Annotated in this window: 15 protein-coding genes and 6 pseudogenes; 13 read left to right on the forward strand and 8 right to left on the reverse strand. The window is 66.7% G+C overall.

All coding sequences use genetic code 11. From position 1 onward, the window contains the following. Positions 1-110 precede the first annotated feature (110 nt). Entirely contained in the window at positions 111-437 is a 327-nt protein-coding gene (locus tag PQI07_RS37955) for a DUF6894 family protein (protein WP_446720992.1), read from the reverse strand. Positions 438-586: 149 nt separating this feature from the next. Here PQI07_RS37955 and PQI07_RS29305 point away from each other — a divergent pair, with 149 nt between their 5' ends. From PQI07_RS29305 to PQI07_RS29310, 3 genes and pseudogenes are all read left to right on the forward strand, one after another. Further along, positions 587-1378 carry a Crp/Fnr family transcriptional regulator gene (locus tag PQI07_RS29305; RefSeq protein WP_274928429.1) on the forward strand — a complete coding sequence of 264 codons (792 nt, stop codon included), beginning with the start codon at positions 587-589 and terminating at the stop codon, positions 1376-1378. A gap of 46 nt (positions 1379-1424) precedes the next feature. Continuing rightward, a pseudogene (locus PQI07_RS37960) lies at positions 1425-1841 on the forward strand (GAF domain-containing protein); the annotation flags it as partial. A gap of 54 nt (positions 1842-1895) precedes the next feature. Continuing rightward, positions 1896-2927, forward strand: a pseudogene (locus PQI07_RS29310) (sensor histidine kinase); the annotation flags it as partial. A 105-nt stretch (positions 2928-3032) separates the two neighbouring features. Here PQI07_RS29310 and PQI07_RS29315 read toward each other — a convergent pair. Next, complete coding sequence (locus PQI07_RS29315; RefSeq protein WP_274928430.1) at positions 3033-3281, reverse strand: DUF6894 family protein; 249 nt, start codon at positions 3279-3281, stop codon at positions 3033-3035. Between the two features lie 195 nt (positions 3282-3476). Here PQI07_RS29315 and PQI07_RS29320 point away from each other — a divergent pair, with 195 nt between their 5' ends. Beyond that, positions 3477-3887: a response regulator gene (locus PQI07_RS29320; RefSeq protein WP_342462664.1), complete on the forward strand. Its 411-nt coding sequence runs from the start codon at positions 3477-3479 to the stop codon at positions 3885-3887. Here PQI07_RS29320 and PQI07_RS29325 read toward each other — a convergent pair. Further along, positions 3877-4245, reverse strand: a complete 369-nt coding sequence (locus PQI07_RS29325; RefSeq protein ID WP_274928431.1) for a DUF6894 family protein — start codon at positions 4243-4245, stop codon at positions 3877-3879. The two genes, PQI07_RS29320 and PQI07_RS29325, sit on opposite strands and share 11 nt — an antisense overlap. Before the next feature lie 96 nt (positions 4246-4341). Between PQI07_RS29325 and PQI07_RS37785 the strand changes: the two genes are divergently transcribed. The 3 genes from PQI07_RS37785 to PQI07_RS29335 all read left to right on the forward strand — a co-directional run bounded on the left by PQI07_RS37785 (position 4342) and on the right by PQI07_RS29335 (position 6043). Then, complete coding sequence (locus PQI07_RS37785; RefSeq protein WP_342462665.1) at positions 4342-4539, forward strand: ubiquitin family protein; 198 nt, start codon at positions 4342-4344, stop codon at positions 4537-4539. 45 nt (positions 4540-4584) lie between these two features. Then, a complete protein-coding gene (locus tag PQI07_RS37790; RefSeq protein ID WP_342462666.1) occupies positions 4585-4992 on the forward strand; it encodes a hypothetical protein in 408 nt (135 codons plus the stop codon). A gap of 79 nt (positions 4993-5071) precedes the next feature. Further along, on the forward strand, positions 5072-6043 hold the full coding sequence (locus PQI07_RS29335) for an alpha/beta fold hydrolase (RefSeq protein WP_274928432.1): 972 nt from the start codon (positions 5072-5074) through the stop codon (positions 6041-6043). Positions 6044-6163: 120 nt separating this feature from the next. Here PQI07_RS29335 and PQI07_RS29340 read toward each other — a convergent pair whose 3' ends face one another. After that, a complete protein-coding gene (locus PQI07_RS29340) occupies positions 6164-6442 on the reverse strand; it encodes a hypothetical protein (protein ID WP_274928433.1) in 279 nt (92 codons plus the stop codon). A gap of 303 nt (positions 6443-6745) precedes the next feature. After that, positions 6746-7312 (reverse strand): annotated as a pseudogene (locus tag PQI07_RS29345) (integrase core domain-containing protein); the annotation flags it as partial. A gap of 67 nt (positions 7313-7379) precedes the next feature. Here PQI07_RS29345 and PQI07_RS29350 point away from each other — a divergent pair. Then, positions 7380-8623, forward strand: a protein-coding gene (locus PQI07_RS29350) for an IS3 family transposase (protein ID WP_274928424.1) whose coding sequence is annotated in 2 segments (ribosomal slippage) — positions 7380-7704 and positions 7704-8623 — 1245 coding nt in all. Because the reading frame shifts where the segments join, the coding sequence is not laid out codon by codon here. A gap of 37 nt (positions 8624-8660) precedes the next feature. Here the strand turns inward: PQI07_RS29350 and PQI07_RS29355 are convergent. Further along, positions 8661-8960 (reverse strand): annotated as a pseudogene (locus tag PQI07_RS29355) (IS3 family transposase); the annotation flags it as partial. Between the two features lie 75 nt (positions 8961-9035). On the opposite strand from PQI07_RS29355, the gene PQI07_RS29360 reads away from it, so the two are divergent. Beyond that, positions 9036-10079, forward strand: coding sequence for an IS110 family RNA-guided transposase (locus tag PQI07_RS29360; protein ID WP_274926645.1), 1044 nt, complete (start codon positions 9036-9038; stop codon positions 10077-10079). Positions 10080-10345: 266 nt separating this feature from the next. Here the strand turns inward: PQI07_RS29360 and PQI07_RS29365 are convergent. Beyond that, positions 10346-10624, reverse strand: a pseudogene (locus tag PQI07_RS29365) (transposase); the annotation flags it as partial. Positions 10625-11083: 459 nt separating this feature from the next. Here PQI07_RS29365 and PQI07_RS29370 point away from each other — a divergent pair. Together PQI07_RS29370 and PQI07_RS29375 are read left to right on the forward strand one after the other, a co-directional pair. Next, complete coding sequence (locus PQI07_RS29370; protein WP_274928434.1) at positions 11084-11755, forward strand: HWE histidine kinase domain-containing protein; 672 nt, start codon at positions 11084-11086, stop codon at positions 11753-11755. A 9-nt stretch (positions 11756-11764) separates the two neighbouring features. Further along, the gene (locus PQI07_RS29375; RefSeq protein WP_274928435.1) at positions 11765-12358 is read left to right on the forward strand and encodes a sensor histidine kinase; all 594 of its coding nucleotides are present in this window, start codon (positions 11765-11767) and stop codon (positions 12356-12358) included. Positions 12359-12385: 27 nt separating this feature from the next. Here the strand turns inward: PQI07_RS29375 and PQI07_RS29380 are convergent, their stop codons facing one another. Then, the gene (locus PQI07_RS29380) at positions 12386-12931 is read right to left on the reverse strand and encodes an inorganic diphosphatase (protein WP_274928436.1); all 546 of its coding nucleotides are present in this window, start codon (positions 12929-12931) and stop codon (positions 12386-12388) included. A 348-nt stretch (positions 12932-13279) separates the two neighbouring features. Here PQI07_RS29380 and PQI07_RS29385 point away from each other — a divergent pair. Beyond that, positions 13280-14582: pseudogene (locus PQI07_RS29385) on the forward strand (KUP/HAK/KT family potassium transporter). 32 nt (positions 14583-14614) lie between these two features. Next, positions 14615-15076, forward strand: coding sequence for a low affinity iron permease family protein (locus tag PQI07_RS29390; RefSeq protein WP_274928437.1), 462 nt, complete (start codon positions 14615-14617; stop codon positions 15074-15076). Positions 15077-15136: the final 60 nt, after the last annotated feature.

A 15136-nucleotide genomic window follows, 5' to 3' on the forward strand; every position in this document is an offset into this window, starting at 1 on the left:
ATTATCAGAGCCTCCCAAGGACGGGCTGCCCTACTCAGCCCGCTCTGTCGCACCCGACCGCCCCGGCCCGACAGAAGCGACAGTTCTGACAATAGCTCTGGCGCGCATGTTCAGGCGCTCCTGATTTGGCGCTCAGGATAACACTCCGCAGCGAGGTTGAGCGTCACTGTGCAAAGCACCGTCCCGACCTCATCCCGTATGTACGCCGTGAAAGCACGTCGGCCGTCCGAGGGCGGCGGCTCACGACCAATGTCGGGGAGTGCCGCGATCGCCGCATCTCGGGCCTCGTGCAGATTCGGATAGCACGTGCCCTCCTCGTCTCGTAGGCTCTCCGAGCCGTCCTCGTAGTCGATGAAATAGCGAGGCATCGCAACGCGGGGGTTGATGAACACAGACGAGTGCGAACTGAGAAAGCGTTCCGGCGCAAAAGGTTGCATCGGTTATCCGTCTTCCTGAGCGACATCGGTCAAGTCGATGAAAGTCGCCAGTCTTTCCGTCGTCTGGGCACTTGTGACCAGACAGAGCGCCAAGCGTCGCGGTAGGAAAGTTGCGTCCTATCGATCTAGAACGACCTGCCGCTGACCTCATGCCCTCCGACGTCGATGCACCGCTCAGCGGCAACCTTCTCCTCAGCGCCCTGCGCGTACCCGATCAGGCGCTGATCAAGCCCCACCTGGAGCTGAAGGCGTACCAACGCAACGACGCGCTGTTCGAAGTCGGCGAGGACGTGAGCTACATCTCGTTCCCGCTCGGCCAGTGCGTGGCTGCCCTGGTGATCGGGTTGCAGGACGGACGTGCGGTCGAGACCGCCGCGGTCGGCCATGAGGGCGCGATTGGCGGCGTGGTCAGCCAAGGCTCGCTGCCAGCCTTCAGCCGCGCCGTCGTGCAGGTCCCTGGATCCGTGCTCCGCATCGAGGCCGCGACGCTGCAGAAGATCAAGCAGACCTCGCCGGGCCTGCGCAATCTCCTGACGCGCTACTCCGACTGCCTGCTCGCGCAGGTGCTGCAATCCGTGGCCTGCAATGCCAGCCACACCATCGAGGCGCGCTGCGCCCGCTGGCTCTTGAGCCTTCAAGATCGGCTCGGCACAGACGTCCTGCCGATCACCCACGAGGTGCTGGCCGAGCTCTTGGGTGTGCAACGCTCCTACCTGTCGCGCGCACTTCGTACCCTGCAGCAGCAGGGCCTGATCCAGGTCCGTCGTGGACGCATCATCATCGTGAGCCGTCCGGCCGTGGAGGCTGCATCATGCGAGTGCCACGGCGCGGTCAAGCGGCACTACGAGACCGTGCTGGGCGCGGTCTACAACGCGAGCGGCACCCTGGTTTCACTGCACGCCCGAACTCCGAACGACGGTCAGGTCTGTCAAGCCGTCTGAGCACAGCGACCACGCGCCAGTTCCACCGCCGCTTTGGCCCGATGTGATGATCTCCGGCTCACCCGCTCTCATTGACGGCGTCCCGACGCAGAGCTTCGAGGACGTCGCGCGTCTCGCTGCGGAACTCTGTGGGACGACGCACGCGGTCATCTGCTTGGCCCGGGATAGCGCGATGCATCTGCACGCCTGCTACAGCCGCGCGACCGACCGGTTGCATCTGGACGACACAGCCTGCGCCGGACCCATCGATTACGACGGCGTGTTCATGGTGCTCGATCTGCAGCAGGATCCGCAAGTGTCCCGGAAGCTGATCACTGCCGGAGACGTGCCGACCCGCTTCTACGCCGCCGTACCCCTGCGGAGCGCTGTGGGCGTGGTCTTGGGCTCGCTGTGCGTGCTCGATCTGGAGCCGCGCTCGGACGGCCTATCCCAGGCACAACAGGCCTGTCTCGCCAGCCTTGCCCGACAGGTGGTGACGCTGCTCGAGATCCGGCACACCGCGCAGGAGCATCGCAGCCAGCAGAGCGCCGACGAGGCCGCCCTGCACAAGCTTCAAGACCAGCTGCACTTGGCCGTCGCCGCGACCGATCTCGGCATCTTCGACTATGATCTGGTCGCCGACGACCTCGTCTGGGACGCGCGGGTTCACGCCCTCTTCGGCCTACCGCCTGAGGCACCGGTCACCTACGAGACCTTTCTGACCCGTCTGCATCCCGACGACCGCACGTTCGTCGATCAGGCCGTCAAAGCCGCTCTCGATCCCACGGGCGACGGGACCTACGATGTCGCCTATCGCGCGATCGGCTTGACCGACGGCGTGGAGCGCTGGATCGCCGCCAGGGGGCAGGCGTTCTTCGCGGATGGACGTGCGACGCGCTTCATCGGCACCGCGCGCGACATCAGCGACGTCAAACGCGCCGAAGAGCACCAGCGCCTGCTGACCGGTGAGTTGCAGCATCGGATCAAGAACACGCTGGCGATGGTCCAGGCGATCGCCAACCAAACGCTGCGCAGTGCCACCGATCTCGACGAGGCGCGCGAGGCCTTCGCCGGGCGGCTGATCTCGCTCGGCCGGGCGCACGACATCCTGACCCAGGTCAGTTGGACGGCCGCGCCGATCGGCGAAGTTATCGAGGGCGCGCTCTGCGTCCACCGTCAGAACAGCGTTCCGCGCATCCGGATCAGCGGCCCAAACGTGCTGCTAGCGGCCAAGCCCGCCCTGTCCCTGGCGCTAGCCCTGCACGAGCTCGCAACGAATGCCGCCAAGTACGGGGCGCTCTCGAACGAGAGCGGGACCATCGATCTACGCTGGCACGTGGTGCACGAGGCGGAGGAGCCGCGGTTCTGCCTGACTTGGTCCGAGCAAGCAGGGCCTCCGATCATCAGCCCGCCTGTCCAACGCGGCTTTGGCTCGCGCCTGATCGAGCGCAGTTTCGCCGCCGAGAGCGGTGGCGCGGTAACGCTGACCTACCCGCCGACGGGCTTGGTTTGTCGGATCGAGGCACCGCTCGCTTCGATGCAGGAGCAGATCGGCGTAGCCGCCGCCTGACCGAGCGCGCGCTCGCGGCCGAATTCGACGGTCAAGCCGAGATCGCCTACCGCCCGGAGGGCGTGGTTTTCACGCTCGAAGCGCCGCTTCCGTGATCCGCCAGCCTTACGAGATGCGCCAGCGCTCCGCACGCTCGACTGTCTCCCAGAGTATTGCCGTCACACGGATCGCGCCGGTCTCGTCGCGCACATGCGCGCGGATCTCGCCGCCGAGCGGAGCCCGGGCATCCCGCGCGATCTCCCGCAGGGACCGGACGGCGATAGCCTCGGCCGCAGACAACCCGCTGTAGAGCGGGCATTCCTCGTCCCGGCAAAACAGGGGGCCGTCGTCGGTGTCGATGAAAAAATGCGGCATTCGAGCATCCCTCGCGAGAGCCCGCCAGAACACGCTCTTGGGCCGCGGTCCTGAACCTACGTGTGTTCTTAAGAGCTCTTTGAGCTGCCAGATGCGTACGACGAAACCTGAGTAAGCCTGCGCCGGAGATAGCAACCCACGGGAAGTCGGCGTCGCACCCCGCAACTTCTCGCGCCACCGTCGATTTGTACAGGTGTGACGCACTCCTCTTTGGGCACACTGCCCCACGCCCTCGTCGTCGACGACGACCTTATGATCCTGATGGACGCCGCCAGCATCCTTGAAGAGGCTGGCTTTCACGTGCTGGAAGCCTCGAGCGTCGCACAAGCGCTCGACGTGCTCGCAACATATCACGAGGCCGTCCAACTACTGTTCACGGACGTTCAGATGCCTGGCGGCGCTGACGGCTTCGAGCTCGCGCGCCAGACGGCAGAGCGGTGGCCGCACATCGCCATCGTCGTCGCTTCCGGTCAGGTTAGGCCTGGACCGGGCGATCTGCCCGAAGGGGCGACATTCATCGGCAAGCCCTTCAGTGCCGAGATCGGGCGGCAGCACGTTTGCAAGGTGATGTCCGACGAGCAGCTTCCGGTGCCGCTCAAGTCATAGACGGCAATGCGCTCCACCCGACCGGCGCTTCGACAAGCCACTCCGTATCGATCGTGAGCGTCGCCCGGTAGACCGGTATGCCGCGGTCGTCGCGCACCGTCACGGTCACCTCTCCGATTTGGTGATCGGTGATGTGGCTCTTGGCGAGATCAGGCAGAGACTGGAGCGCCTCTCGGCTCGCCGTCCTCACATCGGCGAACTCCACACCCTCGTCGTCGAGGGTGAGACCGCCATCAACGATGTCGAAGAAGTATCGCGCCATCGGCATCTCCTTTCGCTGTTGCTTAGCAAACCTCGCGGATGCGGCGAGTGTTTCCCACTTTGATTGATCGCGTAGCTTTCCAATGATCTCGCCCATCGGCGTCTGCGATGCATTAAGCACACCGCGCCCGAAAAGCGCTCGCGGACCGTGCCCACGTTGGCTTACAGGGCCGGCGCGCCCTAGGTGAGCACGATGCCGGACGCACGAGGCCACGAGGATCAACGGCTATTGCGGTCCGGCGCACTCCTGTCCGATGCCGCGTGCCTCGACGACGTCGCAGCCCTCCGTCTGACCGCGCGCGAGATCGCCGGCAGCGACGGCATCGCGGTCGTCCTGCGCGACGGTGGACGATGCCACTACGTCGACGAGGACGCGATCGAGATCCTTTAGAAGGGCCAGCGCTTTCCGCTCGAGACCTGTGTCTCTGGCTGGGCGATGCTGAACGACGAGACCGTGATCGTGCCGGACGTCAACCTCGATCCGCGTGTCCCGGTCGCGCCGTACCGGACCAAGGACATCCGCAGCCTGGTGATGACCCCGATCGGCTCGCCGGAGCCGGTCGCCGCGCTCGGGGCATACTGGAGCGCGATTATCCTCCCCGATGACGCGACGCTCGCGCGCATCGGGGCGCTCGTCGCTCAAGCCTCGGCCGCCCTCGCGCGCATCCAGGCCCAGGCGACGCACACGATGGATGCTGCCTGGCCCGACATTCCACGTCCGAAGCGGATCGTTCGAAGGCGACGGACGTTTGACCTATTGCACCGCAGCATCCGCCGCGGATGCGGCAGGACGCGGTCTCTAGCCGAATGGGCAGGACCGACCCGAGCCGATGTCGCGGCTTGAACATCCTCCCGCATAAGCTCTGTCGCGCCAGAGTGATCCGCTGATCACGACGCGTCTTGCTCATTCACAGGAGCCCCACATGACGCGTCGCTCCAACAGTCAGAGATGGCTCCTTCCCACCACGCTCGGTTCAGCCGCTGCGCTCGCCGCATCGGCGCTGTACACGGCCGCGAAGACGCGCGCTACCGAGCAGGAGACCCCGCCGATCGGCCAGTTCCTGACCGTCGACGGCGTGCGCCTGCACTACGTCGAGCGCGGACGCGGGCCAGCTCTCGTGCTGATCCACGGCAATGGCATGATGATCCAGGACTTCCTCGTCAGCGGCATCGTCGACGATCTCGCCACGCGCTATCGCGTCATCATCATCGACCGGCCCGGCTACGGCTACAGCGAACGCCCGCGAGCCCTCTGGACGCCGCGCGCGCACGCAACGCTGTTCCAGAAAGCCCTGCAGCAGCTCGGCGTCACGCAGGCGGTCGTACTCGGCCACTCGTGGGGTTCGCTGGTCGCTGTCGCTCTCGCGCTTCAAGCCCCGCAGCTCGTGCGCAGCCTCGTCCTAGCGTCCGGGTATTATTACCCGACCGTGCGTGCCGACGTACTGCTCTCGTCCCCGGTGGCGATCCCGGGCATTGGCGACGTGATGCGACACACCGTGTCGCCCGTACTCGGCCGGGTGCTCCAGCCCGCGATGATCAAGGCCATGTTCGCGCCGGCCGAGGTCACGGAGCGCTTTGATCAGGAATTCCCGAAGGCCATGATGCTGCGCCCGATCCAGCTGCGCGCCTCTGCCGAGGACGCCGCCCTGATGACACCGGTGACCGTCGAGCTCAAGAAGCACTACCGCGACTTGACACTCCCGGTGGTGATCATCGTCGGCGGAGACGATCAGATCGCCGATGTTGATCGGCAGTCGAAGCGCCTGCACAGCGAATTGCCGGCTAGTGAACTCGTGGTCGTGCCGGGCATGGGCCACATGATCCAGCATCTCGCGCCCAAGGAGGTTATCGCCGCGATCGACTGCGCGGCTAAGACCATCCGGGAGGCGGCTTGAACCTTCCACCCATAGCCGCGCACGGACAGCTTCACCGCGAAGCTAGCAGCGGCCTGGACCTTCTCGGCTGCTCCTGCTCAGCAGGGCAGTCAGCGCCTTACCGGCAGTTGCTAAGAAACCTCAGCCGACCAGCGCATGCAGGTTCTGATCGATCTTCGACACGCCTTGCGAGGCGACCTGCATGCTCGCTGAGATCTCGCGCGTGGCCGCAGCCTGCCGTTCCACGGCGAGCGTAACGCCCGAGACTGCTTCGCGCACCGAGGTGATCGAGCGCGCGATGCCGCCTAGCGAGCCCACTACGTCACCGGCGATGCCCTGCATCGACTGAATGTCTTCGGCGATCCGGCTCGTCGCCTTGGTGACCTGGGTCGACAGGCTCTTGGGGTATGTTCGGGTCACAATGCGGCGTCTTTGCACTGTTCGAAAGCGGCTCCTACACAGCATTACCTCTCGTCATTGATACCAGGAGACAAACTCCCTGATCGGCACTGTCAAAGAGCGGGCATCCAGTCCGATCTGATTTCGAATATCGATCGGCTTGGATAGTGAGCGCCCTGGCTTCTTAATGGCTGGTTCCTGCCCACGAGCTGACGCTACGGCACAGCCGACGATTGGCGGCTTTCGGGAAGGTCTGACATCGATCTGAGCGGCCGTGTTGGGTCGCTGACCTGACCGGTATTTTGGACCGGGCCAGTTGCGAGGCTACTGCATGGTAGTGGCCATGGGTAGCCGGTAGGCCAGATCCGGGAAGCTGGCAGGCGCGGGCGGCCGGTAGCCCAACGACGAATGCGGCCGGACACGGTTGTAGGTGTTCTGCCATAGGCCAATCACGATCTGCGCCTCCTGCAGCGAGTATAAGATCTCCTGGCGTAGGCACTCGTCGCGCAGCTTGCCGTCGAAGCTCTCGCAATACCCGTTCTCCCACGGCGAGCCCGGGGCGATATACTGGATCTGCGGGCCAGTCTTGGCGACCCACTTGCGCAGCGCCTTCGAGATCATCTCCGGCCCATTGTCGCAGCGGATGTGCTCCGGAATGCCATGCAGGCACATCGCCTCTGCCAGCGCCTCGATCACGCCGACGCTATTGATGCGCCGCGCCACCTTCAACACCAGGCACGCTCGGCTATGCTCGTCGATCAGCGTCAGGATGCGCAGACTTCGCCCGTCGTGGGTCTGGGCCTGCACGAAGTCGAAGCTCCAGACATGGTTGCGGTGAAGCGGCCGCAGCCGCACGCACGAGCCGTCGTTCAGCCACAGGCGGCTGCGGGGTTCCTCCGCCTCCCGGTTGCTTGAGACACCCCGTTAGCGGACGGTCTCCGCGACAGGGGTGAGGACGATGAGCACGGATACGAAGGCAGATGCAGGTGCAGTTGGTCCTGGTCGCGGCGGGCGCATGTCCCGGCAGCGCAAGCGGGATGCGGTGCTGCGGCTGCTGCGCGGCGAGGACCTGGAGAGCGTCTCACGCAGTCTGGGCGTGACCGCCGCGACCTTGTCGGGCTGGCGCGACGCCTTCCTGATGGCGGGCGAAGCGAGCTTGGCGACCCGGCCCCTTGATGCGGACGCGCTGGAGAGTGGGCGGCTGAAGGCCAAGCTCGGTGAGATGCTGATCGAGCGCGAGTTGCTGGAGGCCAAGATCGCCGCCCTGGAGGCGCGCGGCCCCGGCCCTTTGGCCCGCAGGCGGTCGCGGCCATGAGCCGGGCCGTCTCGCCTGCCAGCGGCAAAGTTTACGGACTGGCCCGGGTGTGTCGGATCTGGCGCGTGTCGCGCGCCACCGTCCACCGGCACCTCTCACCTTCCCGGCCCGTGCCGTCGCGGCGTCCCGGCCCGGTCGGGCCGATGCCGGATGCGGCGCTGCTTACGCAGATCCGCGCCATCCTCACGGACAGCCCCTTTCACGGCGAGGGTCACCGCAAGGTCTGGGCGCGGCTGCGCCTCAAGGGCGTACGCACCTCCAAACGCCGCGTGCTGCGCCTGATGCGCGCCCATGATCTGCTCGCCCCCGCACGTGTCGGCGCGCCGCGCGGCCCGCGCAATCACGACGGCACCATCATCCCGGAGAGGGTGGACACGATGTGGGGCACCGATCTGACCACCACCTGGACGGCTGAGGGCCAGGTTGCGGTGTTCGTGGCCGTCGACCACTGCTCGGCCGAGTGCGTGGGCATCCATGCGGCGCGTCGGGCCACACGGTTCGAGGCGCTGGAGCCGATCCGCCAGGGTGTGCGGCAGCGCTTCGGCGGCTTTACGGCCGAGATCGCCTCCGGCCTGAGTGTCCGGCACGACCACGGCAGCCAGTACATGTCGGACGATTTCCAGGCGGAACTGGCGTTCCTGGGCATCGCAACTTCGCCCGCCTTCGTGCGCGCACCGGAAGGAAACGGCTGCGCCGAGCGCTTCATCCGCACGCTCAAGGAGAACCTGCTGTGGGTGAAGCACTTCGACACGGTCGAGGACCTGCGTCGCGCTTTGCTGGCCTTTCGCGACCTCTACAATGAGACGTGGCTGATCGAGCGGCACGGCTTCCGACCACCAGCCGCCATTCGCACCGCGCAGCTTCCACCCGCGGCCTTGGCCGCGTAGGCTTCAGATCGGTGTCTCACAATCCGCGGGCGGTACAGGGTCTATGTCGGCTGGGGACCTTCAGCCCCTCGCGACGCCAGATGCGCTGAACCCGATCCTTGCCCACCTGCCACCCGTCTGCTTGCAGCAGAGCCGTGACGCGGCGGTAGCCGTAGCGCCCATACTGGGACGCCAAGGCGACGATGGCGCGGGTCAGCTCATCCTCGTCGGCCGGCACGGCGGGCACGTAGCGCTGCGTACCCCGATGCTGGCCGACGATCCGGCAGGCGTGACGTTCTGAGAGACCGTACTTCTCCCGGATCCCGTCCACCGCCTGCCTGCGACGCTCGGGGGCTAGATGGGGTATTCGGGGTGCCTCGCGCGGCGGAAGCGGCGGCATGATGGCGCTTCGATCCAATCCCGGAGCCCCACCATGAGCGAGCAGCACCACGTCGGCCTCGATGTCTCCGTGAAGGAGACCGCAATCTGCATCGTCGATCCCCATGGTAAGGTCGTGCACCGGGCCACCGTCGAGAGCCATCCCGAGGTGATCGGCCGGCACCTGATCGACCTCGGCCACAGCTACGCGCGTGTCGGCCTGGAGGCGGGACCGCTCTCACCGTGGCTCTACGCCGGCCTGGTCGAAGCCGGACTGCCGGCGATCTGCGTCGAGACCCGCCACATGCATGCGGCCCTCTCGGCCCGCATCAACAAGACCGACCGCAACGACGCGATGGGCATAGCCCAGATGATGCGGGTCGGCCTGTTCAAGCCGGTCCACGTCAAAACGCCGGCCAGCCAGCAACGCCGCCTGCTCCTGACCTCGCGCAAGCTGCTTCAGCGCAAGGCTTACGACATCGAGAGCGACCTGCGCGGCCAACTGCGCAACTTCGGCCTCAAAGTCGGTGTCGTGGGGGCTGCCGGTTTCGAGCAGCGCGTACGCGACCTCGTGCTCGATCTGCCCTTCGTCGCGGCCGTGGTCCTGCCGCTGCTGGAGGCGCGCTCGGCGCTGCGGACCCAACTGGCCAAGCTGCACAAAATGCTGCTGGACCAGGTCCGCACCGACCCGGTCTGCCGGCGCTTGATGACCGCGCCCGGCGTCGGGCCGGTCGTGGCGTTGACCTACCGTACCTGCGTCGACAACCCAGCCCGCTTCGGACGATCGCAATGCGTCGGGGCGCATTATGGTCTGACGCCGCGGCTCTACCAGTCCGGCGAGACGAAGCGGGTCGGCCGAGTCTCGAAGTGCGGCGACACGATGATGCGCGCCGCACTGTATGAGGCCGCGCTCGTGCTGCTGACTGGCCCTCGGGTTCGATGGTCCTCGCTGAAGGTCTGGGGGCTGGCTGTGGCCAAGCGCAGAGGCATGCAGAAGGCCCTCGTGGCCGTCGCCCGCAAGCTGGCGATCGTGCTGCATCGGATGTGGCGCGACGAGAAGGATTTCCGCTGGTCGACCGAAGCCGCGACGGCGGCCTGAAGCTTACGGATCAGCATCACGTAACACCGAGCTCCTCCGGCGTGGAGGAGGTCCCTGTGGGGACGATGGGAGCGGGTGAGACCGAGGAAACTCGAGCGTCGGTTCTGCCGGGCGCGCGGCTTAGATGGATCCGCCCACTCCCTCTAACCCCATCATGAGGCGGCGCTCGCCGACCTCGGAGAGAAGCAAGAGCTCCACAGGGCCGATCACGCGTCGAACCAGGATGCGCACGAAAGGGCGTTGACCGATGAACCCCGAATAGAGAATAAGTTTCCCGAGGCGACGTCCGCCAGCACCTGCTTCTCTAAAGATAGATCGGCCACTAGGCGACGAAGCCGGGTGTTCTCGCGCTCCAGGTCCTTCATCTTCTTAGCTTGGTCGACCTTCAGACCTCCATACTCCTTGCGCCAGCGGTAGTAGCTTTGCTCGGAGACATCCGCCTCCTTGCAGGCGACGGCGATGCTCTTGCCTTGCGCCGTCTGTACCTCGATCTGGCGCAGCATCAGCACGACTTGCTCCGCGCTCGGCCTCTGTCCTCGCTTCATTCCCAACTCCTCTGATCCAGGCTGATCCTCTCAATCAGCCCGGCCCAAAGCCAGCCGGTCAGGTCAGCCCCGACGCACGGGAATCCCGCATCGCGGATGAAGGCCCGGAAGGCCCCAGCCTTGGGATGGTTTGTGTCGTCTCTGGGCAGTTGCATCGGAAGTCGGCACGCATATCACGAAGGTGCACACGAAACCCTCACGGGGCGCCGCGGCTTCAGGCAACGGCGACGCCCTCTGCGCGTTCCAACCGACAGCGACTTACGCACAACCGAGGAGCTCCTCCCGCCCGGGCGGCTCGCCCCGGCACCGGTTCGAGGCTCTCATCCACGCCTGACCGACCGGTCGCCGCGGGCCGCGCCCAGGGCGTTCGCTGCGTCGGCGACGCAGGGCGGCAACCTCAGGGGCCGGATACGGTTTTACCCGCAGCTCCTTGGATCGGGGCCGGGTCGGGAGGGGGCGGTGGGGGTCCAGGACATCGCTAGCACGAGGAAGCCGGACCCCAGGCTCCTGCAGGCCGCCGTCGAAGCCTCGGGCGAGGCCATCGTCATCACCTCCGCCGCTCTCGACGACCCGGGGCCGCGCATCGGGTACGTGAACCCGGCCTTCACCCACATGACAGGATACGAGGCCGACGAGGTCCTCGGCCTGACGCCGCGCATCCTGCAGGGGCCTGAAACCGAGCGGGCCGTGCTTGACCGCATGCGCGCTGCCCTGTTCGCGGGGAAGCCGTTCCAGGGCGAGGCGGTGAACTACCGCAAGGACGGGCCCGCCTACGTCGTCGAGTGGCTGATCACGCCAGTGCGCAACGGGGACGGATGCATCTCTCACTGGGTCTCCGCGCAGCGGGACATAACTGAGCGGCGCGGCGGCGAGGACCGGCAGGCGCTGATGGTGCGCGAGCTGCACCACCGCGTGAAGAACACCCTCGCCACAGTCCAGGCGGTGGTGAACGCGACAGCACGCTCGTCGCTCTCGGTCAAAGAGTTCACCCACGCCTTCTCGGGCCGGATCGGCTCGCTCGCCCGGACGCACGCGCTGATCACCAAGGACTTTGTCCAGGCCGCCTCGTTCGAGGGGCTGCTGAGGGCGGAGCTCGACCCCTACGACGAGCGCGGGCGCCTGAGCTTGTAGGGGCCTGCCGTGGTGCTGCCGTCCGAGCTCGCCGTGCCGGTCGGCACGGCCCTGCACGAGCTGAACACGAACGCCCTCAGACACGGTTCGCTCGCCGACCCGAACGGGCGGCTCCAGGTCACTTGGCGGGTCGAGGACGGTCCTGCCGGCAATGCCCTGCGCTGGGACTGGGCCGAGCACGACGGCCCCCCGGCCGCGCACCCAACGCGCAAGAGCTTCGGCCACCGCCTGCTCAACAAGGTCCTGGCCACTCAGACGGGCGCGGAGGTCGACGTCGCCTTCGCGCCGGACGGGCTCCGGGGTCTCCGTGCGGATGCCGCTGCCGGCACCGGACGCCTGATCGCGCGGCCGATGCCGGCGCTATGCGGCTTCCGCCGACGGGGCAATGACGAAGTCCAGGCGCGTCACCGGCGCCCGCGTTCGTCCTCCACATCCAAGGTGCCAGCCGGAGCCGAGCGCGATTTCGGGCGCGTTATCTTCAATGACGACGCGGTGCTGCAAGGGCTCAGCGAGGCCCGGCACCTGCGGGCCGCGGCGACGTGGGGGGTGTTGACCATCGACACCGGCCTCGGCAACGCCCGTTTTACGACCTGGCCGAAGTAAACCGGCGGGCCGAGGTGCGGGCACGCCTCAATCGTCCTCGTACGCTTCGATGCCCTTCTTCACGAGTTTGGCCGCCGCTTTGGCATCGACACGTGCCCTCACGCGAAACGCCTTGCCGTGGAGCTTGTTGTAGCGCTCGAAGAAGCCCTCGATCTCGTCGAGCAGGTGCGGATCGACGTCGCGCAGGTCCTGCACCTTCTCGAACGACTGCCCCTTCACGGGGACGACGAGAAGCCGGTCGTTGCGCTCCCACTTGCCGTCCTTCTCGCGCTCCTCGGCCTCGATGGCGCCAACGAGGCGCGCGGTCACCTTCGTGCCCGCCGACAGCGTCTCGTCCAAGAGCACGATGGCGTCGAGCGGGTCGCCATCCTCACCCAGGTTCGAGGGCACGAAGCCGAAATCCACCGGGAAGCTCATGCCCTCCGGCAGCACGAACTTCAGCTCGAAGGTCCCGGTCCCAGGGTCGTAGGCGTACTTGCTGCGGCTCCCCTTCGGCGTCTCGGTGATGACGGTCAGGTCGCCCTTCTTGTCGTAGGTCTCAAGTCGTTCGAGCGACGGTCGATTCTTGGACATAGGAAGCCGGTCTCCAAGGCGGTTCGGGCCTGACCAACACGCCCAGGGTCGTTCGGTTCGCCTCCGGCGCACCCTCACCGTGCAAATCCCGTTTCCCAGGGCGCACCCCTCACGACGCCGCCAGGTCCTAATGCCTACCGAGCGGCCGCAGGGGTGCGGCAGCCCCCATCCACTCGCGCGCTGTTTACCTGGCTCCGGGTCAACACGCCCCCGCGACGCGGAACGGTCGAGGCGTGTTCGCAGTAACCACCGGAACGCCGCAGCCGCCGCGCTTCAGGTCGGGCCATCATGGAAGCGACGATAGTACAGGGCCAAGCCCGCACGAAGGTGCGCGCCGCATCCGCGACCATGGCGCTCGGCGCACTCGGCATCGTCTACGGCGATATCGGCACCAGCCCGCTCTACGCCCTCAAGGAAGCTGCCAAGGCGGCTGCCGCGGGCGGGGAGCTGAGGTCCGACGCCGTGATGGGCGCGGTCTCCCTCATGCTGTGGGCGTTGGTCCTCATCGTGGCGGCCAAGTATGCCGTGCTCATGATGCGCGCGGGCAAAGACGGCGAGGGCGGCGTCATGGCCATGCTGGCACTCCTGTGCGCCCGGCATGCACCGCCCCGCTCCTGGCGTGCCGTCCTCCTCATCGTCGGTCTCGTCGGCGCCGCCCTGCTTTACGGCGACGGGGCGATTACGCCGGCCGTGTCGGTCCTCTCGGCCGTCACCGGTGGCGAGGCGATGTATGCCGACATGGGCCATTTCGGTCGCCTGCCGATCCGGCTCGCGTGCTTCACTGTGGTGCTGCCGGCCCTCGTCCTGAACTATCTCGGCCAGGGTGGCCTGCTGCTGGCCGACCCCGCCGCCATCGACAACCCGTTCTTCCAACTCGCCCCGGCTTGGGCGCATGTCCCGCTCGTCCTGTTCGCGACGTTGGCGACTGTCATCGCCTCGCAGGCCATTATCTCGGGCGCGTTCTCGCTGACCGAGCAGGCGATCAAGCTCGGCCTGTTCCCGCGCATGCGCATCGTTCACACCTCCGCGCACGAGGCCGGCCAGATCTACGTGCCCATCGTGAACTGGCTGCTGGCCTTCGCAACGCTCGGAGCGGCGCGGCACGCAGCTCCTGGAGGCGGCCCGGGTCGACATCCGCATGCCCGAGGAGGAGTTCCTGGCCCGCGTCGAGGCCAAGCACCTGTCGCGCATCCCGGGCACCGGCGCGTTCCTGACCTCGGCCGAGGACGGCATACCATTGCCTCTTATGAACTTCGTGCGCCACCTGCAAGTGCTGCACGAGCGAGTGCTCTTGGTGACACTCCAGAGCCTGGACGTGCCGCACGCCTCCGAGACGGAGCGAGTCGAGTTGGTGCCGGTCACGCCGGACGTAACTCGGGTGCTGCTGCGGTTCGGCTTCGCGGACACCATCCACGTGCCCCGCGCTCTCCGAAGCGCGGTCGAGGACGGCAGGCTCGCCGGCGTCGATTGCGACCACGTGAGCTACTTCATCAGTCATGAGACCGTCATCGCCTCGGAGAAGAAGCCCGGCATGGCGGGTTGGCGCGAGGAGATCTTCGCGCTGATGCAGCGCAACGCCGAGGGGACGGCAAGCTACCTGTGCGTGCCGGCCCTGCAGGTGATGGAGGTCGGCGCCGAAATGGAGGTGTGAGAGGTGGCTGTTCCGAGTAGGCAAAAGTCAAGATGAGGGCGCCGAGGGGCTTCGCCGAGTTCGCTTCGCGGGTGGCGCGCGCCGCCGGGCGGCCGACGACCTTCGCGCTCAGCCTGATCCTCATCGTGGTCTGGGCGGTCACGGGGCCGCTATTCGGCTTCTCCGACACGTGGCAGTTGGTGATCAACACCGGCACGACCATCGTGACCTTCCTGATGGTGTTCCTCATCCAGAACACCCAGAACCGAGACGGGGCGGCCATCCAGGCCAAGCTCGACGAGCTGATCCGGGCGAGCGCGGCGCAGAACCGCTTCATCGGCATCGAGGGGCTGGACGAGGAGGAGCTCGACGAGCTGCGCGCCCGGCTCGCGCTCCACAACGGCGAGCGAGCAGACGACGTCACGGAGGCGGCCGATCAGGCGGAGGCTGAAGCGGACGCCAAGGCACGTGAGGCGGCACGCCAAATCGGCGGCGCGCCGAGTTACACGAGCTGATGCCCGACCGCCGCACGCATAGACGCGTGTGGTGACCTCGTGGGCAACGGCAGCTGCACC

It is taken from the genome of Methylobacterium sp. 092160098-2 (assembly GCF_028920805.1).
Lineage (GTDB): Bacteria > Pseudomonadota > Alphaproteobacteria > Rhizobiales > Beijerinckiaceae > Methylobacterium > Methylobacterium fujisawaense.